At 71.9% G+C, this 22,915-nt stretch carries 22 protein-coding genes; 13 read left to right on the plus strand and 9 right to left on the minus strand.

Annotated elements, in window-relative coordinates; genetic code table 11:
- Window positions 1–117: 117 nt before the first annotated feature.
- A complete protein-coding gene (locus ABZX85_RS05285) occupies window positions 118–912 on the minus strand; it encodes a DeoR/GlpR family DNA-binding transcription regulator (protein WP_355862626.1) in 795 nt (264 codons plus the stop codon).
- Between the two features lie 108 nt (window positions 913–1,020).
- On the opposite strand from ABZX85_RS05285, the gene eda reads away from it, so the two are divergent.
- From eda to ABZX85_RS05300, 3 genes are read left to right on the plus strand one after another with little or no spacing between them, the layout of a single operon-like run.
- Entirely contained in the window at window positions 1,021–1,668 is a 648-nt protein-coding gene (gene eda, locus ABZX85_RS05290; protein ID WP_355862627.1) for a bifunctional 4-hydroxy-2-oxoglutarate aldolase/2-dehydro-3-deoxy-phosphogluconate aldolase, read from the plus strand.
- A 60-nt stretch (window positions 1,669–1,728) separates the two neighbouring features.
- Window positions 1,729–3,021 (plus strand): MFS transporter, encoded by a 1,293-nt coding sequence (locus tag ABZX85_RS05295; RefSeq protein WP_355862628.1) that lies wholly within the window; start codon window positions 1,729–1,731, stop codon window positions 3,019–3,021.
- Window positions 3,018–3,620, plus strand: a complete 603-nt coding sequence (locus ABZX85_RS05300) for an AAA family ATPase (RefSeq protein WP_355862629.1) — start codon at window positions 3,018–3,020, stop codon at window positions 3,618–3,620. The genes ABZX85_RS05295 and ABZX85_RS05300 overlap by 4 nt, the downstream gene beginning before the upstream one ends.
- A gap of 60 nt (window positions 3,621–3,680) precedes the next feature.
- On the opposite strand, the gene ABZX85_RS05305 is transcribed toward ABZX85_RS05300, so the two are convergent.
- Both ABZX85_RS05305 and ABZX85_RS05310 read right to left on the minus strand, forming a co-directional pair.
- Window positions 3,681–5,120: a HAMP domain-containing sensor histidine kinase gene (locus ABZX85_RS05305; RefSeq protein WP_355862630.1), complete on the minus strand. Its 1,440-nt coding sequence runs from the start codon at window positions 5,118–5,120 to the stop codon at window positions 3,681–3,683.
- Window positions 5,117–5,809: a response regulator transcription factor gene (locus tag ABZX85_RS05310; RefSeq protein WP_355862631.1), complete on the minus strand. Its 693-nt coding sequence runs from the start codon at window positions 5,807–5,809 to the stop codon at window positions 5,117–5,119. The genes ABZX85_RS05305 and ABZX85_RS05310 overlap by 4 nt, the downstream gene beginning before the upstream one ends.
- Window positions 5,810–5,960: 151 nt before the next feature.
- Between ABZX85_RS05310 and ABZX85_RS05315 the strand changes: the two genes are divergently transcribed.
- The 4 genes from ABZX85_RS05315 to ABZX85_RS05330 all read left to right on the plus strand — a co-directional run bounded on the left by ABZX85_RS05315 (window position 5,961) and on the right by ABZX85_RS05330 (window position 9,133).
- Window positions 5,961–7,307 carry a ferredoxin reductase family protein gene (locus ABZX85_RS05315; RefSeq protein ID WP_355862632.1) on the plus strand — a complete coding sequence of 449 codons (1,347 nt, stop codon included), beginning with the start codon at window positions 5,961–5,963 and terminating at the stop codon, window positions 7,305–7,307.
- Between the two features lie 10 nt (window positions 7,308–7,317).
- Complete coding sequence (locus tag ABZX85_RS05320; RefSeq protein WP_355862633.1) at window positions 7,318–8,022, plus strand: FMN-binding protein; 705 nt, start codon at window positions 7,318–7,320, stop codon at window positions 8,020–8,022.
- 3 nt (window positions 8,023–8,025) lie between these two features.
- Window positions 8,026–8,748 (plus strand): FAD:protein FMN transferase, encoded by a 723-nt coding sequence (locus ABZX85_RS05325; RefSeq protein ID WP_355862634.1) that lies wholly within the window; start codon window positions 8,026–8,028, stop codon window positions 8,746–8,748.
- Between the two features lie 157 nt (window positions 8,749–8,905).
- Window positions 8,906–9,133, plus strand: a complete 228-nt coding sequence (locus ABZX85_RS05330) for a hypothetical protein (RefSeq protein WP_355862635.1) — start codon at window positions 8,906–8,908, stop codon at window positions 9,131–9,133.
- Window positions 9,134–9,206: 73 nt separating this feature from the next.
- On the opposite strand, the gene ABZX85_RS05335 is transcribed toward ABZX85_RS05330, so the two are convergent.
- Both ABZX85_RS05335 and ABZX85_RS05340 read right to left on the minus strand, forming a co-directional pair.
- Window positions 9,207–11,261 (minus strand): glycosyltransferase family 39 protein, encoded by a 2,055-nt coding sequence (locus tag ABZX85_RS05335; protein ID WP_355862636.1) that lies wholly within the window; start codon window positions 11,259–11,261, stop codon window positions 9,207–9,209.
- Entirely contained in the window at window positions 11,258–12,097 is an 840-nt protein-coding gene (locus ABZX85_RS05340) for a dolichyl-phosphate beta-glucosyltransferase (protein WP_355862637.1), read from the minus strand. The genes ABZX85_RS05335 and ABZX85_RS05340 overlap by 4 nt, the downstream gene beginning before the upstream one ends.
- A 263-nt stretch (window positions 12,098–12,360) precedes the next feature.
- Between ABZX85_RS05340 and ABZX85_RS05345 the strand changes: the two genes are divergently transcribed.
- Genes ABZX85_RS05345 through ABZX85_RS05355 form a run of 3 tightly spaced genes read left to right on the plus strand, consistent with a single transcriptional unit; the run spans window position 12,361 to window position 14,863 of the window.
- Complete coding sequence (locus ABZX85_RS05345) at window positions 12,361–13,494, plus strand: ABC transporter ATP-binding protein (RefSeq protein WP_355862638.1); 1,134 nt, start codon at window positions 12,361–12,363, stop codon at window positions 13,492–13,494.
- On the plus strand, window positions 13,491–14,198 hold the full coding sequence (locus ABZX85_RS05350) for an ABC transporter permease subunit (protein WP_355862639.1): 708 nt from the start codon (window positions 13,491–13,493) through the stop codon (window positions 14,196–14,198). Before ABZX85_RS05345 ends, ABZX85_RS05350 begins: the two co-directional genes overlap by 4 nt.
- Window positions 14,195–14,863, plus strand: coding sequence for an ABC transporter permease (locus ABZX85_RS05355; protein ID WP_355862640.1), 669 nt, complete (start codon window positions 14,195–14,197; stop codon window positions 14,861–14,863). Before ABZX85_RS05350 ends, ABZX85_RS05355 begins: the two co-directional genes overlap by 4 nt.
- A gap of 70 nt (window positions 14,864–14,933) precedes the next feature.
- On the opposite strand, the gene ABZX85_RS05360 is transcribed toward ABZX85_RS05355, so the two are convergent.
- Genes ABZX85_RS05360 through ABZX85_RS05375 form a run of 4 tightly spaced genes read right to left on the minus strand, consistent with a single transcriptional unit; the run spans window position 14,934 to window position 19,121 of the window.
- Window positions 14,934–15,533 (minus strand): ATP/GTP-binding protein, encoded by a 600-nt coding sequence (locus ABZX85_RS05360; RefSeq protein ID WP_355862641.1) that lies wholly within the window; start codon window positions 15,531–15,533, stop codon window positions 14,934–14,936.
- On the minus strand, window positions 15,520–15,954 hold the full coding sequence (locus ABZX85_RS05365) for a DUF742 domain-containing protein (RefSeq protein ID WP_355862642.1): 435 nt from the start codon (window positions 15,952–15,954) through the stop codon (window positions 15,520–15,522). Before ABZX85_RS05365 ends, ABZX85_RS05360 begins: the two co-directional genes overlap by 14 nt.
- A 51-nt stretch (window positions 15,955–16,005) precedes the next feature.
- On the minus strand, window positions 16,006–16,518 hold the full coding sequence (locus tag ABZX85_RS05370; RefSeq protein ID WP_355862643.1) for a roadblock/LC7 domain-containing protein: 513 nt from the start codon (window positions 16,516–16,518) through the stop codon (window positions 16,006–16,008).
- On the minus strand, window positions 16,515–19,121 hold the full coding sequence (locus ABZX85_RS05375; RefSeq protein ID WP_355862644.1) for an ATP-binding protein: 2,607 nt from the start codon (window positions 19,119–19,121) through the stop codon (window positions 16,515–16,517). Before ABZX85_RS05375 ends, ABZX85_RS05370 begins: the two co-directional genes overlap by 4 nt.
- Before the next feature lie 371 nt (window positions 19,122–19,492).
- On the opposite strand from ABZX85_RS05375, the gene ABZX85_RS05380 reads away from it, so the two are divergent.
- From ABZX85_RS05380 to ABZX85_RS05390, 3 genes are all read left to right on the plus strand, one after another.
- The gene (locus ABZX85_RS05380) at window positions 19,493–20,449 is read left to right on the plus strand and encodes an ABC transporter substrate-binding protein (RefSeq protein WP_355862645.1); all 957 of its coding nucleotides are present in this window, start codon (window positions 19,493–19,495) and stop codon (window positions 20,447–20,449) included.
- Between the two features lie 5 nt (window positions 20,450–20,454).
- The gene (locus ABZX85_RS05385; protein ID WP_355862646.1) at window positions 20,455–22,131 is read left to right on the plus strand and encodes an aromatic amino acid ammonia-lyase; all 1,677 of its coding nucleotides are present in this window, start codon (window positions 20,455–20,457) and stop codon (window positions 22,129–22,131) included.
- A gap of 244 nt (window positions 22,132–22,375) precedes the next feature.
- Window positions 22,376–22,801: an ankyrin repeat domain-containing protein gene (locus tag ABZX85_RS05390; protein WP_355862647.1), complete on the plus strand. Its 426-nt coding sequence runs from the start codon at window positions 22,376–22,378 to the stop codon at window positions 22,799–22,801.
- The last annotated feature ends 114 nt before the right edge of the window (window positions 22,802–22,915 follow it).

The raw sequence follows: 22,915 nt of genomic DNA on the forward strand, positions 1-22,915 counted from the left end.
GGGTGAGTTCTGCCCAGGGTGACCGTCGCTCATCCCGGTACGACGGGCCTGTCGCACTCTCATACGGCCCACACGGTGACTCGGTTCAACTCCGCCGAGGGCGGCCGGCGTTCCCGCTCAGCCCGCCCGCAGCACCTCCGGGCCCTCCTCCTCGATCCTGGCCGTCACCTCGTCCGGGAGACCGCCGTCGGTGACGACGGTGTCGAGCCGGTCGAGAGAGGTCACCCGGAACCGCTCCGTGGAGCCCCACTTCGTGCTGTCCGCGAGCAGCGCCACCGCGCCCGACGCCCGTATCACCGCCTGCTTCAGCAGCACCTTGTCCGTGGAGTGGCTGGTCACGCCGTGCGCCAGGTCCCAGGCGCCCGCGCCCAGCAGGCACAGGTCGACGGCGATGCCCTCGATCGTCCGCGCGGCCAGCGGACCGCCCCCGGCCGCGCTCGCCGGGTCCACCTCGCCGCCGGTGTGCACGATGTGGACGGACGGGAGGGCGAAGAGGGCGAGCGCGGCGTGCAGGTCGTTCGTGACGACCGTGAGGCCCGAGCGGGGGGCGAGGAACGGGACGACCGACTGGCACGTCGTCCCCGCGTCCAGGTAGACCACCATGTCGTCCGCCACCAGCGCCGCCGCCCGCTCCGCGATCGCCTCCTTGCGGGGGATCTCCAGGCCCGCGCGCGTCGCCCGCTCCCTCGGCGGCGCGTGCCCCGCGCGCTCGGCCAGCCGGACACCGCCCTGCACCGAGACCACGAGGCCCGTCCGCTCCAGCGCGGCGATGTCCCGGCGGACCGTCATGTGCGAGACGTCCAGCGCGGACGTGAGGTCCCGGATGCTCAGCACGCCGGTGGCGCGCAGCAGCCGCAGCAGCTCCTGGTGGCGCTGTTCGGGGATCAGGGGGGCCTTGCCCGCTGGGCTCACTGGGTCTCCTCGATACGGCTCCGCTGCGCGGGCGTTCAGCCTATCCGGGAAATTTTCGGTGTCCCGACTCGTGACATCGTGTGAATCCGTGTTCTAGTGTGTGATCCCATGGTAACCAAGTTTGCGGCTCTGGAGTCGATCACCCGTACGGGTGCACTGCTGATCGTCCGGCTCGACAGCGCCGAGGAGGCGCTCGCCGTCTCCGAGGCGGCGATCGAAGGGGGGTTCCGGGCGCTGGAGATCACCCTGTCCGTGCCCGGTGCGCTGGACGTGATCTCCACGCTGGCCGACCGGTACGGGGACGAGGTGGTGGTGGGGGCCGGGACCGTGCTGGACGCGGAGTCGGCCGTCGCCTGTGTGCGGGCGGGGGCGCGGTTGCTGGTCAGCCCCAATCTGGAGCCGGCGATGATCGCCGCCGCGAACCGGTATCAGGCGGTGACCGTCAGCGGGGCGTTCACTCCGACCGAGATCGTGCGGACGCTGGAGGCGGGGGCCGACATCGTGAAGCTGTTTCCCGCCGAGTTCTCCGGGGGGCCCGCTTATGTGCGGACCGTTCGGGCGCCGTTGCCGCAGGCGCCGATCATGCCGACGGGCGGGGTGACGCCGGAGAACGTGAAGGAGTGGTTCGACGCGGGGGTGGTGGCTGTGGGGGTGGGGAGTTTCGTGACCAAGGCGGCTCGGGGGGACGGGGATTACCGGCGGGTCACCGAGGCGGCGTCAGTGATGTTGCGAGAGATCGAAGGAGCGCGGAGCTAACACCGCGTCACACCCATTACCGTCCCTTTCTTCTCCTTTCGTCCCCAAGGAGTCGTTACCGTGGTTCAAGAATCGCTCGTTTCCGCTCCCGTCAAAACCTCCCCCCGCCTCCGTGTCCGCTGGTTCTTCGTCGCGCTGCTCGTCGTCGGTGGGATCGTCAACTACCTCGACCGGGCCACTCTCAGTGTCGCCAACACCACCATCGCGGGGGAGTTCGGGCTCAGCGCCACGGAGATGGGGCTGTTGCTCGCCGCGTTCTCGTGGCCGTACGCCATCGCCAATCTGCCGGCCGGGTATCTGGTGGACCGGTTCGGGCCGAAGAAGATGTACGCGTGGGCGGCCGGGCTGTGGTCGTTGATGACCATGGTGACCGCTGCCGCCAGTAGCTTCGGGTTGCTGTACGCCGCCCGGGTCGCGCTCGGGGTGGCCGAATCGCCGTTCTTCACCGCCAGTCTGAAGGTGAACGAGACGTGGTTCGGCAAGGAGGAGCGGGCGTTGCCGATCTCGGTGGTCAACACCGGGTCGCAGATAGCCAACGCGATCGCGCCGCCGCTGCTGACCTCGCTGCTGATCGCGTTCGGGTGGCGGGGGATGTTCCTCGTGGTCGGGGCGCTCGGGATCTTCGTGATGCTGGTGTGGCTGCGGGTCTACCGGGACCCGTCGCTGCGGGAACAGGCGGAGATCCGGGGCGAGGAGATCGCCGAGGCAGTCAAGGGCGATGGGGAGAAGGCCAGTTGGGGTGCGCTGTTCGGGCAGCGGAACACCTGGTTCATGATCGTGGGGGCGTTCGGGATCTTCTACACCGTGTGGGTGTACCTGACCTGGCTGCCCAGCTATCTGGAGACCTCACGGGGCTTCAGCCTCGCCGAGACGGGCTGGCTGGCCTCGCTGCCGTACCTGTGCGGGATCGCCGGCGTGCTGTGCGGCGGCGTGCTGTCGGGGCGGCTGATCCGGCGGGGGCTGCCCACGGTGACGGCGCGGAAGGTGCCCATCGTCGGCGGGGCCGTCCTCGCCGCCGTGTCCGTCCTGCCGGTGGCGTACGTCGAGAGCACCCCCCTCGCCGTGGCCCTGCTCTCCCTCGGCTACTTCGCGGCGCAGGTGCCGATGGGCTGCCTGTGGACGCTGGCCTCCGATCTCGCGGCGCCCCACCAGGTCGCCTCCCTCGGGGCGATCCAGAACTTCGGGGGGTTCCTCGGGGCGGCGCTGGCACCGATCGTCACGGGCGCGATCCTCGACGCGACCGGCAACAGCTACAGCCTGGTGTTCGTGGTGGGCGGGGTCCTGCTGCTGGTCGGCGGCGCGTCGTACCTGTTCTTCGTGAAGGACACGCGGGGCGCGGGGGCCGGCGCGTGAGGGCCTACTTCGTCATCGGTCCCGCCGGTTCCGGCAAGTCCACCGTCGCCCGCCTCCTCGCGCGGCTCACCGGCGCGGCCCACCTCGACAAGGACACGGCCTGCACACGGCTGACCGAGGCCCTGCTGACGGCGGCCGGCACGGACCCCGACGACCGGGACGGCAACGCGTACTACCTGTCCGCCGTACGGGAGCTGGAGTACCTGACGCTGCTCGACCTGGCGCGGGACAACCTCGCGGCCGGCCGTGACGTGGTCCTGGACGCCCCCTTCGGCAGCTACTTCGCCGACGCCGGTTTCCTCCCGGAGGCGGCCCGGCGGCACGGCTGGCCCGCCGGCGTCGTCCCCGTCGTCGTGCGGGTCCGGGTGGACTCGGGGACGGCGTACGGCCGTGTCCGGGCCCGGGGGCTCGCGCGGGACGCCTCGAAGCTGGCGGACTGGGAGACGTTCTGTGCGAGGACCGAGGCGAACCCCTGCCGGTGGGAGGGGGCGCGGTGGCTGGAGTTCGACAACCGGGCGGAGGGGGTGGCGGAGGAGACGGTACGGCGAGCGCTGGAGCCGGAGCCCGAGCTGGGCGAGGGTGTCCCGCCCATGGCATAGAGACAGCCGCGACGGCCCGCACCCGGCGCCGGATCGGTAGCCCCGACGCGCCCGCTCCCGTCACCTGACCGGCAGCTCCAGCGCGAACACCGTTCGGCCCGTCTCGTCGGTCGTCAGCCGGATCGTCCCGCCGTGGGCCCGGGCCAGGGAGCGGGCCACGGAGAGGCCGAGGCCGCTGCCGCCGCGGTCGCGGCTGCGGGCCTTGTCGACGCGGTAGAAGCGGTCGAAGACGCGTTCGCGGTCGGCGGCGGGGATGCCGGGGCCCTCGTCGGTGACGCGGACGTACGCCGTGGCGCCCTCGACGGACACCGAGACGGAGACCGGCGTGCCGGCCGGGGTGTGGACGGCGGCGTTGGTGAGGAGGTTGTCCAGGACCTGTCTGATCCGCTGCGGATCGAGCCGTACCTTCAGCTCCACCGGACCGGGCGCCGCCGTCAGCGGATGGTCCTTGTGGCTCACCCGGAACGCGTCGGCGGCCTGCCCGACGAGGTCCACGAGATCCGCCTCGGCCATCCGCAGCGGCGCCTCCACCTCGGCGGCGTCGAGCCGGGCCAGCAGGAGCAGGTCGTCGAGCAGGAACCCCATCCGCGCCGCCTCCGCCCGCAGCCGGGCCAGATGCCGTTCCCGCTCCGCCGGCTCGTTCGCGGCGGCGTACTGGAAGAGGTCCGCGTACCCCCGGACGGACATCAGCGGCGTCCGCAGCTCGTGCGAGGCGTCCGCGACGAACCGCCGCAGCCGCTGCTCGGCCTCCGCCCGCACCGCGAGGGAGTCGTCGATGTGCTCCAGCATCGTGTTGAAGGCGGTCCGCAGCTCCTCCACCTCGGGCCCGCCGCCCCGCTTGTCGGCGCGCAGCGGCAGCCGCGCGGCGGAGTCCGTGAGGTCGTGGGAGGCGATGCCGTGCGCCGTGTGGGCCATGTCGCTCAGCGGGTTGAGCCCGCGCCGCAGCAGCCGGCGGCCTATCACCACGAGGACGAGGAGCGCGAACCCGAACGCGACCACCTGGATCTTGATCAGGCGCTGCACGGTGTCGTCGATGTCGTCCAGCGGCGCGGCGCTCACCAGGACCACCCCGGGCTCGACCTCGCAGGCGCGCAGCCGGTAGTCACCGACGCCGGCGATGTGCTCGGTGCGCAGCATCTCCTGCGGGGCGCCCCCCTGCGCCTTGGCGAGGGCGGTGAAACCGGCGATGTCGTGCGGGAGGTCGGTCGGGTCCTCGGGTCTGCGCAGCTCCGCTTCGCCGCCCTTGATGTCGTAGACGGCGTAGAACCAGCTCCAGTACTTCTTGCCCACCAGCGAGCCGGTGTCCACGACGTTCTTGGACTGGGCGATCTGGGCCTGCGCGATCTGCGTGTCGAGCTGGGTGGAGAGGTAGTCGCGCATGTACGTCGTCAGGGCCGTGCCGACGACGCCGAAGACGACCAGCGCGAGCACGCCGAGGCCGAGCGCGAGGCGGGTGCCGAGCCGCATCCGCCGGTACGACCCCCGCAGCCGCGTGATCATTCGGCGGCCTGGCGGCGGACGACGTACCCGAAGCCGCGCACGGTGTGGATCAGCGGGTCGCCCGTCGCGTCGAGCTTGCGGCGCAGGCGGCTGACGACCAGCTCGACGACGTTCGACCGGCCGCCGAAGCCGTACTCCCAGACGTGGTCGAGGATCTGCGCCTTCGTGAGGACCGTCGGGGAGCGGCGCATCAGGTAGCGCAGCACCTCGTACTCCGTCGGGGTCAGCGTCAGCAGGGTGCCGGCGCGGCGGACCTCGCGGGTGTCCTCGTCCATCGTCAGGTCGGCGACCTGGAGGACCGAGCGGGTGAAGTTGGGGCCGGCGGAGCGGCGCAGGACCGTCCGCAGGCGGGCCATCAGCTCCTCGACGGCGAACGGCTTCACCAGGTAGTCGTCCCCACCGCGGGTGAGGCCGGCGACACGGTCCGCGACGCCGTCGCGTGCCGTGAGGAACACCACAGGGACCATCGTCCCGGACCGGCGCAGGCGGTCGAGCACCCCGAATCCGTCCAGATCGGGCAGCATCAGGTCGAGCACCACGATGTCCGGCTGGAACTCGGCGGCCAGCCGCAGCGCGTCCTCACCGGAGTTCGCGGTGACCGCTTCCCAGCCTTCGTAGCGGGCGACCGTCGCCACGAGATCGGCGATCGGCGGGTCGTCGTCCACGACGAGAAGGCGTACTTTCTCCACCCGCCCATAGTGCGCTACGCCACTGACAAGGCCAGACCCTCCGATGACACTCTCCTGGATCGATAATTACTTGAAAGTGTTACGACAGGATATCGACAGCTCCCGACGGCGAAGCTCATGTCCTGAGAACCCGATCGAGGAGTCCCAGCCCGTGACGACCGTCCAGCAGTCTCCCCCCACACCCGCCGCCACGGGTATCCGACCGAAGGTGGTGGCGCGCACCGGTCTGTACGCCGTGCTCGCCGCGAACGTCGCCGCCGTCACCTACTTCGCCGCGGACGCCGGCTTCGGCTCCAACGCCCTCATCGTGCTCGGCCGCTTCGCCGGCCTCTACGGCGCGCTCTTCATGGCCTTCCAGCTCCTGCTGGTCGCCCGGCTGCCCTGGCTCGACCGCCGCATCGGCATGGACCGCCTGACCAACTGGCACCGCTGGACCGGCTTCGGCCTGCTGTGGACGCTCGTCGGGCACGTCGTCTTCATCGCCTTCGGCTACGCCGACCTCGCCGGCACGATGGACCCGGTCAACCAGATAGTGAACCTCGCCGAGACCGCCGAGGGCGTCCTGCGCGCCGTCGTCGCGCTCGTCCTGATCCTGGTCATCGGCGGCGCCTCCGCCCGCTGGGCCCGCCGCCGCCTCGCGTACGAGACGTGGCACTTCATCCACCTCTACACGTACGTCGCCGTCGTCCTCGCCTTCACCCACCAGGTCGCCATCGGGACGACGTTCACCGCGTCCGACGCCGCGACCGCCTACTGGTACGGGGTGTGGGGCGTCGCCCTCGGCGCGGTCGTCCTCGGCCGGTTCGTGCTGCCGCTGTGGCGCAACTGGCGCCACCAGCTGCGTGTCTCGGAGGTCGTCCCCGAGTCGGACAACGTCGTCTCCGTGCACATCACCGGCCGCGACCTCGACAAGATGCCCGCCCAGGCCGGCCAGTTCTTCCTGTGGCGCTTCCTGACCCGTGACCGCTGGTGGCAGGCGAACCCCTTCTCGCTGTCCGCCGCCCCCGACGGCCTGCGGCTGCGCCTCACCGCCAAGGCGGCCGGCGACGGCTCGGCCGGCCTGCGCCACATCAAGCCCGGCACCCGCGTCTTCGCCGAGGGCCCGTACGGCGCGTTCACCGCGCTGCACCGCACCCGCACCGACGCGCTCCTCATCGCCGGCGGCGTCGGCGTCACCCCGATCCGCGCCCTCATGGAGGACCTCACCGGGCACGCGGTCGTCGTCTACCGCGTCGGCTCCGAGAGCGACGCCGTCCTCTACGACGAGCTGCGCGAACTCGCCCACGCGAAGGGCGCCGAGCTGCACCTCGTCACCGGCCCGCCCGTCCCCGACCGGCTCGCCCCGCGCGAACTCGCGGCGCTGGTCCCGGACATCGCCGAGCGGGACGTCTTCCTGTGCGGGCCGCCCCCGATGATGAACGCGGTCCTCGGCACCCTGCGCGAGCTGGACGTGCCGAAACCGCAGATCCACTTCGAGCGCTTCAGCCTGGCGGGATGAGAGAGACACCGTGAAACGAGCCATACCCGTCCTTGTCCTGTCCGTCGCCGGTCTGATCCCCGTCTTCCGGTACGAGCCCGGCGTCGAGTCGTCGTCCTCGTCGGCCAGCAGCAGTACTTCGGAGACGAGCGACTCCTCCTCCTCGGGCACCTCCGGAACCGTCTTCTCCGGGACGACCGTCACCACCGACAAGGGTGACGTCCAGGTCCAGATCACGTACACCGACGGCAAGATCACCGCCGTCAAGATGCTGAAGGCGCCGGACCATCCGCAGACGGAAGCGGCCGTGCCGAAGCTGATCGCGGAGACCCTGAGCGCGCAGAGCGCCGACATCGACACGGTGTCGGGGGCGACGATCACCAGCAACGGCTACAAGGAGTCGTTGCAGGCGGCGATCGACGCGTACACGGCCGCCGCGAAGGCTTCCCCGAGCCCGTCCGCCTCCTCCGCCTCTTCTTCGAAGGTCGTCGCCGGTACGACGGTGGGTACCGAGAAGGGGGACGTGCAGGTCCAGGTCACCTTCGAGGGTGACAAGATCACGGCCGTCGAGATGCTGAAGGCGCCCGATCACCCGCAGACGAAGAACGCCGTCCCGAAGCTCATCGCCGAGACGCTGGAGGCGCAGAGCGCGGAGATCGATACCGTGTCCGGTGCGACCATCACCAGCGACGGCTACAAGGAGTCCCTCCAGGCCGCGCTTGACGCGAAGGGCTGAACCATGCACCGGGTCGAGCACGTCATGGGGTTCCCGATCTCGCTGCGGATCGACGACGACACCGTCCCCGAGGGGCTCGGTGACACCGTCTTCGACTGGCTGCGCGAGGTCGACGAGCGGTTCAGCCCGTACAAGTCCGGCAGCGAGGTCTCGCGGTACGGCCGCGGGGAGCTGACGGACGGCGAGCTGAGCGCGGACCTCGTCGAGGTGCTCGGCCTGTGCGAGGAGTACCGGGTCGCGACGGGCGGGGCGTTCGACGTCCGGCTGCCCGGCCGCGACTTCGACCCGTGCGCCGTCGTGAAGGGGTGGTCCGTGCAGCGCGCGGCCGATCTGCTCACCGGGGCCGGGGTGCGGCGGTTCTGCCTCAACGCCGGGGGTGACGTCGTCGTCGGCGGCGGGCCCTGGCGGGTGGGGGTGCGGCATCCGGAGTTCGCCGACCAGGTGTGCGCCGTCCTGGAGATCGGCGAGGGGGCCGTCGCGACGTCCGCCCGCTACGAGCGGGGGGACCACATCGTCGACGGGCGTACGGGGCTGCCGGCGACCGGGCTCGACAGCCTGACGATCGTCGCGGCGTCGCTGACGCTGGCCGACACCGTCGCCACCGCGGCCTTCGCCATGGGGCGCGAGGGTGTGGAGTGGGCGGCCGGGCGGGCGGGGTGCGAGGTGTTCGCCGTGGTGGCGGGGGGAGAGGTGCTGCGGACGGACGGGGTGCCGATCGCGTCCTAGCGGGTTCGGAGTGTTTCAGCGCCCTCGGCCGGTCGTGGCCGGGGGCGCTTTTGGCGTGGTTGCTCTCGTCTTCCTCAAGTCGCGCTTGGGGGGCCGTCGTCGAGGGGCATCCCCCCTTCACTCAGCCGCACGGGCGGCGACTACGGGGGTGGGGGAGATGGACTTTCTGATGAGCGCGGGGATCGTGGTGTTCGGGTTGTTCGCGCTGTTCGTGATCGGGGGGCTGGTCGGGACCCGGTCGCCCGCGCGGCGCCGCAGGCGGCGGTCCGGCGGCTGGGGGGACGGCGGGGACGGGTGCGGGGAGGGGTCGTCCTGCGGGGGCGGCGGGTCGTCGTGCGGGGGTGGGTCGTCCTGTGGGGGTGGCGGTGGTGGTGGCGGGGACTGATGCCGGTCCCCGTACGGCACACGGGTGGGCCGCCGGATCTCTCCGGCGGCCCACCCGTTGTGTTTTGGAGGGGTCAGCTGACGTCGGACGCGTCCAGCCGGTAGAGGCCGCTGTACTCGCTCACCGCCGTGCCGTTCTTCTTGATCCAGGTGGAGAGTTCGGAGTCGGTGCTCTGGCCGCCGCTCTCGCTGACGACGACGTAGTGCAACTTGCCCGCCTTCACGAGGGACTTGAGCTTGGCGAGGGTCATCGCGTTGTCGCTGCCGGACCAGCCGCCCATGGAGATCACCGGCTGGCCGGACTCCAGGATGATGGAGGCGGCGGTCTGGTCGGTGGCGACCGCGACGAGCCAGGCGGCGCCGTCCTGGTTCTTCTTCAGGTAGCTGATCATCGCGGAGGAGACCTGCGTACCGCCGCCCATGCCGCCGGACTCACGGGTTCCGGACTCCGAAGTGCCCGAGGATTCCGTCGAGTCGCTGCCCGTCGGGGGTTCGCCCGTCTCCTGGCCCTGCGAACCGCTGGGCCGCTCACCGGAGTTGGTCCCCTGACCGCCCCCGTCACCGCTCGGCCGCTGACCGCCGCCCCCGCCCATGCCGCCGCCCATGCCGCCCGTGCTCGGGCCCGCCGTCGGGTTCGTGCCGTTGGTGGTGGACGTCGCCGCCGACGCGGAGTACGCGGCCGGACCGGCGAGGAGCGCGACGACCGCCGCGAGCGCGGCGACCCCCATCAGCCGGTGCCGCTGCGTGAACCGGCCGATCAGCAGGCCGAGGACGGCGGCCGTGCCGGCGACACCGGCGACGACCTCGGCGACCGTGTAGACGGTCCCGGAACCGGAGACCCGCTGGAGCAGGACGACCGCCAGCGCCGTGCTCGCGGCGATCGCCGTCGGCAGCACCCAGGCCCACTTCACGGCCGGGCGCTCACGGAACGCCTGGTGGAGCATGACCCCGCCCGCACCGGCCAGCGCCGCGATCCCGGGGGCCATGGCGGTGACGTAGTAGGGGTGGAAGGTGCCCTCGGCGAGCGCGAAGGTCAGGTAGTGCAGGACGAACCAGCCGCCCCACAGCAGGAGCGCGGCCCGCTTGGCGTCGGTGCGCGGCGCCCGGCCGCGCAGCACCAGACCGCCGACGAGGGCGATCAGCGCGAACGGGATCAGCCAGGCGATCTGCCCGCCCATGATCTCGTTGAACATCCGGTACAGCCCGGCCTCACCGCCGAAGCTCGCCCCGTTGCCCTGCGAGCCGACCGACGAACTCGCCCCGAAGATCCGGCCGAAGCCGTTGTAGCCGATGACCAGGTCCCAGACCGTGTTGTCGGTCGAACCGCCGATGTACGGCCGCGACGAGGCCGGGATCAGATCGACGACGACCATCCACCAGGCGCTGGAGACGACCAGCGCGAGCGTGCCGACGGCCAGGTTGCGCAGCCGCCGCCCGATGCCGCCGCGCGCGGCCCACAGGTAGACCAGGAAGAACGCGGGCAGGACGACGTACGCCTGCATCATCTTCGTGTTGAACGCGAACCCGATCGCCACCCCGGACCACACGAGCGGCATCAGCCGACCGGTGCGGACGGCCTTCAGGAGGCCCGCCGCGCCCAGCAGCATCAGGAAGACGAGGACCGGGTCCGGGTTGGTGTCCCGGGTGATGGCGACCGTGATCGGCGTCAGGGCGAGCGCCAGCGCGGCGACGATCCCCGCGACCGGCCCGAAGTCCCGCTTCACCATCCGGTGCAGCAACGCGACCGAGCCGACGCCGAGTCCGACCATCGGCAGCGCCAACTGCCAGGTGCCGTAGCCGAAGACGCGGGCCGACAGGCCCATCACCCAGAGGGCGAAGGGGGGTTTGTCGACGGTGATGAAGCTCCCCGAGTCCAGGGCGCCGAAGAAGAACGCCTTCCAGCTCTTCGTGCCGCTGTAGACGGCCGCGTCGTAGAAGGTGTTCCCGCTGATCGACGTCATGTTCCAGGCGTACAGGGCGGTCGCGAGGAGCAGCACCGACCAGAGCGCGGGGCGGGCCCAGCGGGGGTCGTCGGGGGAGCCGAGGAAGAGGCGCCGGGCACGGTCGCCCCGCTTCGGGGGCGCGGCGTGGTGCCGGACCGGGGCGGGCGGTGGGGCGAGGGTCGTCATGACGCGTACTCCAGGTCGGCCGGGGCGGGCTTCGCCGCGACGGGCGAGGCGGTGGGGGAGGTGAGGGCGGTCGGGGCGGTGCGGCGCGGGACACAGGGCACCCGGCGCCGGGTGCGGGTCATCCGGGCGATGCCCTTCAGGTCGTCCAGCGCGGTGCGGACGATGTCGACGCGGCTGTCCGGGTCGTCGATCCAGTCGACGGGCACCTCGTGCAGACGCAGGCCCGCGCGCTGGGCCAGGACGAGGAGTTCGGTGTCGAAGAACCAGGCGGTGTCCTCGATGTGCGGGGCCAGGGCGCGGAAGACGTCGGTGCGGACCGCCTTGAAACCGCACTGCGCGTCCGAGAAGCGGGCCTGGAGACCCGCCTTGAGGAGCAGGTTGTAGGAGCGCGAGATGAACTCCCGCTTCGCGCCCCGGGTCACGGCCGACCGGCGGTGCAGGCGGGTGCCGGTCGCGAGGTCGCTGTGGCCCGACAGGAGCGGGGCGACCAGCGGCAGGAACGCTTCGAGGCCGGTGGAGAGGTCGACGTCCATGTAGGCGACGACGTCCGCCTGCGAGCGGCTCCACACGTGCTTCAGGGCGCGGCCCCGGCCCTTGAGCTCCAGCCGGCGCGCGTGGACGTGGGGGAGCTCCAGGGTGAGGCCGGTGGCGACGGACCAGGTGGCGTCCGTGCTGGCGTTGTCCGCGACCGTGATGCGGAACGGGAACGGGAAGGACTCTTCGAGATGGGCGTGGAGACGTCCGATGCTGCCGGCGAGGACGTGCGCCTCGTTGTGGACCGGCACGACGATCTCTACGGACCGCCCCCGGACGCCTCCCGCGTTCGTTTCGTTCATGGCCCCGACCCTGAGGCCGCCGTCTGGGGCGATCCTGAGGCATCGCTGAGCGGACCATGAGAATCAGCGGACTCACAGGTGTGCCACAGGGACCTGCGGGCAGCCGCACGGGGAGGGTCGGCGGCCCGCGTCTCGCATGGCGAAATTCAGACCGTGTACCCATTGAAGAGATGCAACACAGGCGGTCTACACTCTCCCCGCAACGGCCCTAGTTGCGGTCGACAACGGGCGGATTCGGCCAGACCCGAAGGGTGTTCGGCGTTTTGATACGGATAGATTCAGTCACCAAGCGGTATCCGGACGGCACGACCGCCGTCGACCGGCTCTCCCTGGAGATCCCGGACCGCGCGATCACCGTCCTGGTCGGCCCCTCGGGCTGCGGCAAGACGACCACCCTGCGGATGATCAACCGGATGGTCGAACCCAGCGAGGGCACGATCTCCATCGACGGCGTCGACACCCGCCGGCAGCCCGTCAACACCCTGCGCCGGGGCATGGGTTACGTCATCCAGAACGCCGGACTCTTCCAGCACCGCACGATCCTCGACAACATCGCGACCGTGCCGCGCCTGCTGGGCCGGAGCAAGGCCGAAGCCCGGGAACGCGCACGGGAGTTGATGGGCCGCGTCGGCCTCGACGCCGCGCTCGCGAAGCGCTACCCCTACCAGCTCTCCGGCGGCCAGCAGCAGCGCGTCGGCGTGGCCCGCGCCCTCGCCGCCGACCCGCCGATCCTGCTCATGGACGAGCCGTTCTCCGCCGTCGACCCCGTCGTCCGCAAGGGACTCCAGGACGAACTCCTGCGCATCCAGGGCGAGTTGGGCAAGACGATCGTCTTCGTCACGCACGACATCGACGAGGCCGTCAAACTCGGCACGATGGTCGCCGTCCTGCGCACCGGCGGCAAGCTCGCCCAGTTCGCGCCCCCGGCCGAACTGCTCACCTCGCCCGCCGACGCGTTCGTCGAGGACTTCCTCGGCGCCGACCGGGGCATCCGGCGGCTCTCCTTCTTCCCCTCCTCGGGGCTGGAGCTGCTCACCGGCCCGGTCGTCGCCGTCGACTCCAGCGCCGAGCAGCTGACTTCGGCGCGGAACGCGGGGGCGCCCTACCTCCTCGTGACCGGCCTGGACGGCAAACCGCTCGGCTGGGGGGAGCCCGGCGAGCTGGTCGCGGGAGAGATCGACGCCGGGCAACTCCTGTCCTGCGGGCGCCCGTTCGCCGCCGGGACCGACTCCCTGCGGGCCGCCCTCGACTGCGCCGTGCTCTCGCCGACGGGCTGGGCGGTCGGCGTCGACGCCGAGGGCCGGGTCGCCGGGGTCGTCTCGCAGCAGGCCATCGGGGACGCGATTCGCGGGGCGCACGAAGAGAGCGCCTCCCCGGAGCCGAAGGTCCTGCGGTGAGCTACTTCGACGGCTTCTTCGACATCCCCAGCGACCTCCAGCACAGCTGGCTCGGCCTCATCGGCCTCCACCTGCGCGAGGCGCTGCTCCCGGTCCTCGCCGGGCTCGTCATCGCCCTGCCGCTCGGACAGCTCTGTGTCCGCCTCAAGTGGCTTTATCCGCCGGTCCTCTGGGTGACGACCGTGCTGTACGCGATCCCGTCGCTCGCGTTCTTCGTCGTCCTCATCGACTACACCGGCATGACCGAGCTGACCGTGATGATCCCGCTGACGGTCTACAGCCTCGTCGTGCTCGTCCCGGCGATCGTCGACGCGGTGCGCTCGGTGCCGCAGGAGACGCTGGCCGCCGCGACCGCGATGGGCTTCGGCCCCGTACGCCGGTACGTCCAGGTGCAGTTGCCGATCGCCGTGCCCGCGATCATCGCCGGCCTCAGGGTCGCCGTCGCCTCCAGCATCTCGCTGGTCAGCGTCGGCACGCTGATCGGCAACCAGGGCGCCCTCGGCAACCTGCTGCACGACGCGAACATCTACAACCGCCCCGAGCTGGCCTGGAACTCGGTGCTCACCTCGGCCGCCCTCGCGGTGCTCGTCGACGCGGCTCTGGTCGGCCTGCGGACACTGCTCACGCCGTGGATGCCCCGGGGGAGCGCCGGCCGGCCCAGGACCGAGGCGGCCCCCGCCGCACTGGAGGACGCCGTCCGGTGAACGTCCTGCACTACATCAGCAACTTCTTCGAGAACGACGCCAACTGGAGCGGCTACGCGGGGATTCCGACGCGGCTGTGGGAGCACGTCCAGTACTCGCTGGAGGCGCTCGGGCTCGCCGTGCTCATCGGCCTGCCGATCGGGCTGGTCACCGGGCACTACGGGCGCGGCGGCAACGCCCTCGCGTTCGTCGCGACGGCGGCCCGCGCGCTGCCGACGTTCGGGCTCCTGGTCCTCACCACGATGATCATCGGCTTCGGCATGCTGCCGGTGATGATCCCCCTCGTCGTCCTCGCCGTCCCGCCGATCCTCGTCACCACGTACGAGGCGATGCGCACGGTCGACCCGGCGCCGGTGGACGCGGCGCGGGGGATGGGGATGGGGGAGGCGGAGATCCTCTTCCGCGTCGAACTCCCCGTCGCCCTCGCCCTGATCCTCAGCGGGATGCGCTCCGCCGCCATCCAGATCGTCTCCACCGCCACCATCGCCGCGTACGTCGGCCTCGGCGGGCTCGGCCGCTTCATCATCGACGGCCTCTACCAGCACGACTACGAGAAGGTCGTCGGCGGCGCCACCCTCGTCGCCCTCATGGCCCTCGCGACCCTCGGCCTGTTCTGGGCGGTCGCCCGGTTCGCGGTCTCGCCGGGGGTGCGCAGGAACGCGTAGGCGGCGTCCCTCAGACAGAGAAGGGAGGCCGGTACCGGGAAACCCCAGGTACCGGCCTCCCTTCTCTGTCTCAGCCGCCCGTGCGGGCCAGCGCCTGTTCCAGGACGACCAGCAGCGCGTCCCGGACCGAGCCCCGTTCGCGGGCGTCGAAGACCAGGAGGGGGACGCCGTCGGTGACGTCGAGGGCCCAGCGGACCTCGTCGAGGGTGTGGTCGACCCTGCCGTCGAAGGCGTTGATGGCGACGGCGAAGGGGATACGGCGGTGCTCGAAGTAGTCGACGGCCGCGTAGCAGTCGTCGAGGCGCCGGGTGTCGACGATGACGAGGCCGCCGACGGCGCCCTCGACGATGTCGTCCCACATGAAGCCGAAACGTTCCTGGCCGGGCGTGCCGAACAGGTACAGCTTCAGCGTCGGGTCGATGGTGATGCAGCCGAAGTCCATCGCGACCGTGGTGGTCGTCTTGCGCGGCGTGTGCGACAGGTCGTCGACACCCGCCGCGACTTCGGTGATGGCCGCCTCGGTGGTGAGCGGCTCGATCTCGGAGATCGAACCGACGGCGGTGGTCTTGCCCACCCCGAAGCCGCCCGCGATCACCAGCTTCACCGGCAGCGGCGGCCGTTCGGCGGGCGCCGTGCCGGCGGCGCCGGTGAACGGTTCAGTCGGAGTCACGGAGTACCCCCCGGGAGTCGGGGATGGCCCGCAGGCCATCGATAACCCTGCGCAGGACGGACGCGTCGTGGATCGCGCCGGAGTCGGGAACGTGCACTGTCAGATGGCCCGCCGAACGCAGGTCCTCGGCGAGGACCCGCACCACGTTCAGATGCAGCCGCAGCCGCGCCGCGATCTCCGCGATCGACTGCGGACGGCGGCAGGCCGCGACGATGTCGTGCCGTTCGAAGGAGAGCCGGTCCAGCACGTCGAGCCCGCCCGCCGTGGCCACCACCTGCGTCTCGACCGGCATCGGCCGCCCGGAGGCCGCCGAACCGCCGGCCACCCGGCCCGCGGTGACCAGGAAGGGCCGCACGGCGGAGGGCGGACGCGCCGGGGCGCCGTCCTCTCCGGCGCCCTGCGGGGTGCGCCCGTCCGCCATCTTCGCCTGCTCTTCTCTTCTGCGGTCGGCTCGCCGGCCGGTGCCGGACGGTCAGCGCATCCTGCTCTGGTGACGGTGGCGGTCCTGCTGGCTCTGCTTGGCGGCGCCCACGGTGTTCTTCAGCTCCAGCACCAGCTGCGGGCTGAGCGCGGTGCCCGCGCGGTTCGCGAACACCGTCATCTCGTAGGCGATGTTGCCGAGCTTCGCCTCCTTGTCGGTGACGACCCCGAGGACGGCGCCGCTGCCGACCGAGGAGACCAGCACATGGCCGCCCTCCAGGTCGATGATGACCTTGTTCAGCCCGCCCAGGCCGTAGTTGCCGGAGGCCCCGGCGGCCAGCGAGGTGATGCCGGAGACGATCGCCGCGAGCCGCTCGGAGTCCGCGTGCTCACGCAGCTCCGAGACGGCTATCAGCAGTCCGTCCGAGGACACGGCGATGGCGTCGACGACGCCCGCGGTCTCGGTGGCGAAACGGTTGAGCAGCCAGGTGAAATCGGCTGCGGCGGCCCGCAGATCGGTCGGCGTGGCCTCACCCGCGGGGGTGTCACCTGTCGACGTGCTCACTGCTCGGCTCCTTCCGGAAGGTGGTTCTGGTGGTGCGTGGTGTTCCGGTCTTCGGGGGATCGGCGGCTCGGCACCTCGTCGTGCGCAAGCGCTTCCTGAGTCGTTTCCGGGACATTCTCCCCGGAGGTCCCCCCGGTGGTGAAGGGGGGCGTCGGCTGCTGCGCCGTATCGGCGTTCGCCCGCGCCACCGCCTCCTCGAACTCGTCCAGCGAGTCACGGACGGCGTCCGCGTCGGCGGGGCGCGAGGTCTGGCGCGTGGCCTGCTGCGCGGCGGCGTCCGCCGTCGTCCGCAGCGTCGCCCCCCGCACCCGGCGCTTCAGCGGCCGGGGGCCGCCGACGGGCGCCGGGGGCTCCTCCGAGCGGGCCCGGGGGATGAAGGCGGCGGCCGGGTCCACGGCGGCCGGGGCCTCGGGAGCGTCCGGCCGCGGATCGCGGCGGGGGAGCAGCGGAACGTCGTCGGACGCACGGGAGCCGGGGGCGGCACGCGGCGTCGGGGAAGCCGGTGCCACCGCGTCTGCGTCGCCCTCGCCCACTTGCCGCTCCGTGATCGCTCGCCCGGTCCCCGCGACGCCTGCCCCGAAGTTCCCGCCGGAAACCACGGCTTCGCGCACGACCGGCGCCGGCTCCTCACCGCTCAGGGTCAGCAGCAGCGTCGAGGGCAGCGCGATCTCCGCGGTGACACCCCCGCCCGGCGTCCGCGACAGGGTGACCTCGATCTCCCAGCGCCGCGCGAGGGCGCCGACGACGAACAGGCCGAGCACCTTCGTCGGGACCAGGTCCAGCCGCTCGCGCCGCACCAGCCGGGCGTTCTCCTCGGCGAGCCGCTCCGCGCTCATCCCGAGCCCGTGGTCGACGACCGTGATCGACGCCCCCTCGGCGTGCGAGCGCACCCCGACCTCGACCGGCGAGTCCGCCGGCGAGAACGACACCGCGTTCTCCAGGAGTTCGGCCACCATCAGGGTCAGGTCGCCGATGATGTCCGGCGCGACCATCACCTCCGACGCGGCCCGCAGCTCGACGCGCTGATACCCCTCGATCTGCCCGAGCCCGGCGCGTACGACGTTGGTGAGCGCCGTCGGACCCGAGTCGAGGACCGTCTCCCGGATGCCGGCCAGCAGCATCAGGCTGTCGGCGTTGCGGCGCAGGCGCACCGCGATGTGGTCGATGGAGTACAGCCGCTCCAGCAGCGCCGGGTCGGTCTCGCCGCGCTCCACCGCGTCGATCAGCGTCAGCTGACGGGTCGTCAGGTTGCTGACGCGGCGCCCCACGTTGCCGAACATCTCCGCGACGTTGCGCCGGCTGAGGACCTGACGCTCCAGCAGGGCGGCGGCCGTCGTCTGCACGTTGTTGAACGCCTCGGCCAGCTCACCGATCTCGTCGTCCGCGGTGACCGGCAGCTCGCGCAGCCGCGGCGGGCCGGTCTCCTCCGTGTCGTCGTCGGCGACCCGGGCCAGCTCGCGCCCGGCGACGTCCGCGACCTCCCGCGCCGCCCCGGTCAGCGCCAGCACCGGCCGCACGACCGAGCGGCGGACCAGGACCGAGAGGCCGATCCACAGGACGAAGCCGACGACCACCAGGTTCAGCAGCAGGATGACCCGCCAGCGGGCGCTGCTCGCCGCGTCGTCCGCGCGGTCGGCGATCTCGCCGATCAGCGAGTCGGTGATCTTCAGCCGGTTCTCGGCCTGCTGCTGGAAGTCGCCGTAGGCGCCCAGCGCCTGGCGCAGGGAGGTGCGCAGCTGCGCCGTCGACGTCGCCTGGAGCGAACTCGGGTCGACGGACAGCCCCGCGTAGTGCTGGTCGATCGCGGCCTGCGCCGCGTTGTGCTCGATACCGCCGAGCTTGTCGGCCTGGTCGGTGCTCGCGAACCGGGTGAACCGCTGGACCTGGTAGGTGTACACCTCGTAGGCGCCGACCGCGCCGGTGAACTCGATGAGCGCGTTGCTGTCGCCGGTCAGCGCCGAGAACACGCCGGTCTCGAAGGCGCCGTGCGCGGCGTCCGCCCGCAGCAGGGAGTCCAGCAGGTTGCCGGTGAACGTCGTCGCCAGCGCCGAGTTGCGGTCCAGGCCGAGGCCGTCGATGAGACCGCGGGCGGCGCCCGTGTACGCCGGGTCGATGTTGTCGGCGGGCAGATAGCCCTGCTCGATCGTCGACCTCAGGCCCGCGAGCCCCTCGATCTCGCGCAGCGCCTGCGCCTCGCCCGCCGGCAGCCGGCCGCCGAAGGAGTCGCGCACCTTCGTCACCTGGTTGTCGACCTTGACCTGCGCCACCCGGTAGGGGTCGGTCGAGGGGGTACCCCCGTCGAACGACGCCTCGTGACGGACCGACAGCAGGATCGCCTGCTGGTGCTCCGCCTCCACCAGCGAGACCAGTTCGGCGACTTGGGCGCTGTCCCGCACCAACTGCGCGGCGTCCTCGGCTCGCCTGGACTCCTGGATCAGGTCCGTGATGACGTACGTCAGCAGGACCGCGATCACCGCGAGCGGCACGCCCACGAGGACGTTCAGCTTGCGTTGGAAGGGCCACCGGTCGGCGAGGGCCCGCAGCCCCCGACGGCCGGGCGCCGGGGCCGGCTTGACGGGCGCGTCCACCTCTTTCGTGGACACCGGGCCTCCTTCGTCGCGGGTGGGGCACCGCGCGCGACGCACACGGATGGCCGGTTCCGATCGGTGACCGGTCGTGTCCGGCTCCGATCGGGTCGGCGACCGATTCGTACCGGTGAGTGATCGGAAGCCGACTGCGGCGAGGCTATCGCTTCCGTGAAGGGACGGGCACATCGCCCTGGGTCAAGAATCCATTACGAAGCGACGCCGACCACAACCAGCCACGTATACAAGCGGAACCGTAAACGGAGCGCTCGGGATCGAAAGCGAATCGTTTACACAACTCCCCTTGACTGCCGGAGAAGAGGCTGGATTGGATCGAGACCTTCGGGCGTCTCGCTCGTCTCTCCTCCCCCAAGTCGGAAACAGGAACCGTGACTTCTACCGACCACCCCCGCAGATCCCTCCTCCGCAACCCCGGCGCGGCCACGGCCGTGTTCGCCGCGGCGACGGTCCTGCTGGCGGGCTGTAGCTCCGACGACTCCGGCAGCAACCCCCTGGACGGGGGCGGGTCCGACGGCAAGTCGGTCGTCGTGGGGTCGAACAACTTCGCCGAGAGCACCCTCCTCGCCGACATCTACGGCGAGGCCCTCAAGGCCAAGGGCATCAAGGTCTCCTACAAGCCCAACATCGGCAGCCGCGAGACCACGTACGGCCTCCTCAAGAACGGTTCCATCCACGTTCTGCCCGAGTACAACGGCTCGCTGCTCGCCTACCTCGACGCCAAGGCCCCGCAGACCTCGCTGGAGACGGTCAACGCGGCGGCCAAGGCCAAGGTCGACTCGAAGCTGACGCTCCTCGAATCCTCCCCGGCCGAGGACAAGGACTCCGTCACGATCAACGCGGAGACCGCCAAGCAGTACAACCTGACGGCCGCCTCCACGCTCGCGGACCTCAAGGACATCGCCCCGGACCTGGTCCTCGGCGGCTCGCCCGAGTTCCAGACGCGCCACCAGGGCATGCTCGGCCTGGAGTCGGAGTACGGCCTGAAGTTCAAGTCCTTCAAGGCGCTCGACGCCGGCGGCCCGCTCACGCAGGCGGCGCTGAAGAAGAACACCGTGCAGGCGGCGGACATCTTCACGACCGACCCGACCATCGTCAAGGAGAAGTTCGTCGTCCTCCAGGACCCGAAGAACCTCTTCGGGTACGCGAACGTCACCCCGCTCGTCTACAAGAGCGCGCTCTCCTCGGACGGCGTCGCCGCCCTCAACGCGGTCTCCGCGAAGCTCGACACGAAGACCCTCCTCGACCTCGACGCGCAGGTCCAGCTGGAGAACAAGGACCCGCTGGACGTCGCGAAGGCGTGGCTGAAGACCGTCGGCCTGGACTGACCCGCTTGGACCTCACCGACCGGCCCCGGGTGTCCGCGTACCGCGCGGACACCCGGGGTGTCACGCTCACCGGCTCCGCCCTCACCGCGGCCGAGCTGATCTCCCTCGCGGACGCCGCCGCCCGGCCCGCCGTCGCCCCCGAGGCCCGCGAACGCGCCACCCGCTCCTGGCTGACGGCCCGTCAACTCGCCTCGACAGGACGGCTGTACGGCCGCGGCACCGGCGTCGGCGCCAACCGCTCCGTCGCCGTCGACACCGCCGACGAGCACGCCCACGGACTGCGCCTCCTGCGCAGCCACGCGGGCGGCGCGGGCGCGCTGCTGCCCGCCCGCCAGGTCCGCGCGATGCTCGCGGTCCGCGCCAACCAGCTCCTGGCTGGTGGCGCCGGCATCCAGCCCGCCGTCATCGACGCCCTCACCGACGCACTGCGCCTCGGGGTGCGTCCCGCCGTGAACGAGTACGGAGGGCTGGGCACCGGTGACCTGACGGCGCTGGCCCAGACGGGGCTGACGCTGATCGGGGAACGGCCGTGGATCGGCGGGGAGTTGGAGGGCGAGGGGGCAGGTGTCCCGACGGCGCCCGCGCAGACGGGGCTCACGCTGATCGGGGAACAGCCCTGGGCCGGCGGGGAGTTGGAGGGCGAGGGGGCCGACGCGAGCGGTGCGGAGACCGCGTCCGGCGGTGCCCTGCCCCTCGCGTGGGCCGCGTCCGCCGCCCGCCCGGCATCGCCCCTCGCCGGCCACCCCGCCCCCGTCACCCTCCAACCGGGCGACGCCCTCGCCCTGTTGAGCAGCAACGCCCTCGCCCTCGGGCAGGCCGCGCTCGCCTGGCACGGGCTCGACGTCCTGTTGCGGGCCACGCACGCCGTCGCCGCGCTGTCGCTCGCGGCGGTGTCCGGGTCGGGCGAGGCGTACGCGGCACCCGTGCACGCGCTGCGGCCGTACGCCGGGGCGGCGCGCGCGGCCGGGGAGGTGCGCCGGCTGTCGGGGTGGCCCGAGGTGCCGCAGGCCGCCGGGCGCAGGGTGCAGGACCCGTACGGGTTCCGGGCGTTCCCGCAGGTGCACGGCTGCGCGCTGGACGCCGCCGAACGGCTGCGCGAGATCGTCGAGGTCGAGGTCAACTGCCCCTCCGAGAACCCCCTCGTCGACCCCGACGCGCTCACCGCCTACCACCACGGCGGCTTCTTCGCGGCCCCCCTCGCCCTCGCCCTGGACGGCCTGAACCTGGCCCTGCTGAAGACGGCCCAGCTCTCCACGGCCCGCCTCGGCGCGCTCGGCCACCCCGAACTCACCGGCCTGACACCCTTCCTGGCGGACGGACCGGCGAGCAGCTCGGGCACGATGATCCTGGAGTACACGGCCAACTCGGCGCTCGCGGAGCTGCGTTCGCAGGCCGTGCCCGCCTCCTCGGGGCACGCCGTCGTCTCCCACGGTCTGGAGGAGGCCGCCAGTTTCGCCGGCCAGGCGGCCCGGCAGTCGATGCGCGCGGCGGACGCCTGCACGACCCTCCTCGCCTGCGAACTGGTCAGCGCCGTCAGGGCACTTCGGCTCCGCCCGACCCAGCCCCCGACGCCCGCCTTCACCACCGCGTCCGCCGCCCTGCCCACCGGCACGGACGACCGCCCACTCACCGCGGACATCGCGGCGGCGGCCGAACTCCTCCCGGTCCTCGCCGAGTTGTGAAGCACCCCCGGGCGTGGGGTAGAGTTCGATCACGAGCTGGCCGCCGAACAAGGCGGAACAGAACGCGCGTTGGTGGTCCAAGGAAAGATGCCCCGCTTCCTGCGGGGAGATGCAAGTGCAAGGCTTGCCCGGCGCTCAGAAAGAGAACCCGTCCCGGTTGGGGCGGGTTTTCTGCTGTCCGGGCGGACTATGCCGGAGGAAAATCCGGAACGCCATCCGGAACCGCCCGCTAACCTCCCCTCCGATGAACAGAAGACGCCGCAAGAAGCTCGCCCGCCGCCTCGACGCCGCGATCCTGAACGGCGACCGCACCGAGATCGCCGCCCTCCTGCGCGCCGGCGTCGACCCCGCCGCCCGCGACGCCGACGGCACCACCCCCCTCTACGCCGCCGCCGTCCAGGGCCGTGCCGAGGCCGCCCGCCTCCTGCTGGCCGCCGGAGCCCCGCCGGACGAGGAGAGCGCCGGCCCCGGCGCCGAGGGCACCCCCCTGTGCGCCGCCGCTTGCTGGGGCCACACCGGCACCGTCCGCGTCCTCCTCGCCCACGGCGCCGACCCCGGCCGCCGCGAGGACCGGGGCACCGGCCGCACCCCGCTGGAGTGGGCCCGCGCCGGCTCCCACGAGGAGACGGCCGCCGTCCTGCTCGCGGCGGGCGCGCGCGACGGCGAGTGAACCCCCCGGCCGGGCGGCGCCCCGCCGGGCCGCACGCCGTAAACTGGGGCGATCCGTTCAGTGACACGTCAGCGCTCAGGAGGTCGGCAACCGTGGCGTTCGAGGACCCCTCCG

Source organism: Streptomyces sp. NPDC004539 (assembly GCF_040610055.1).
GTDB lineage: Bacteria > Actinomycetota > Actinomycetes > Streptomycetales > Streptomycetaceae > Streptomyces.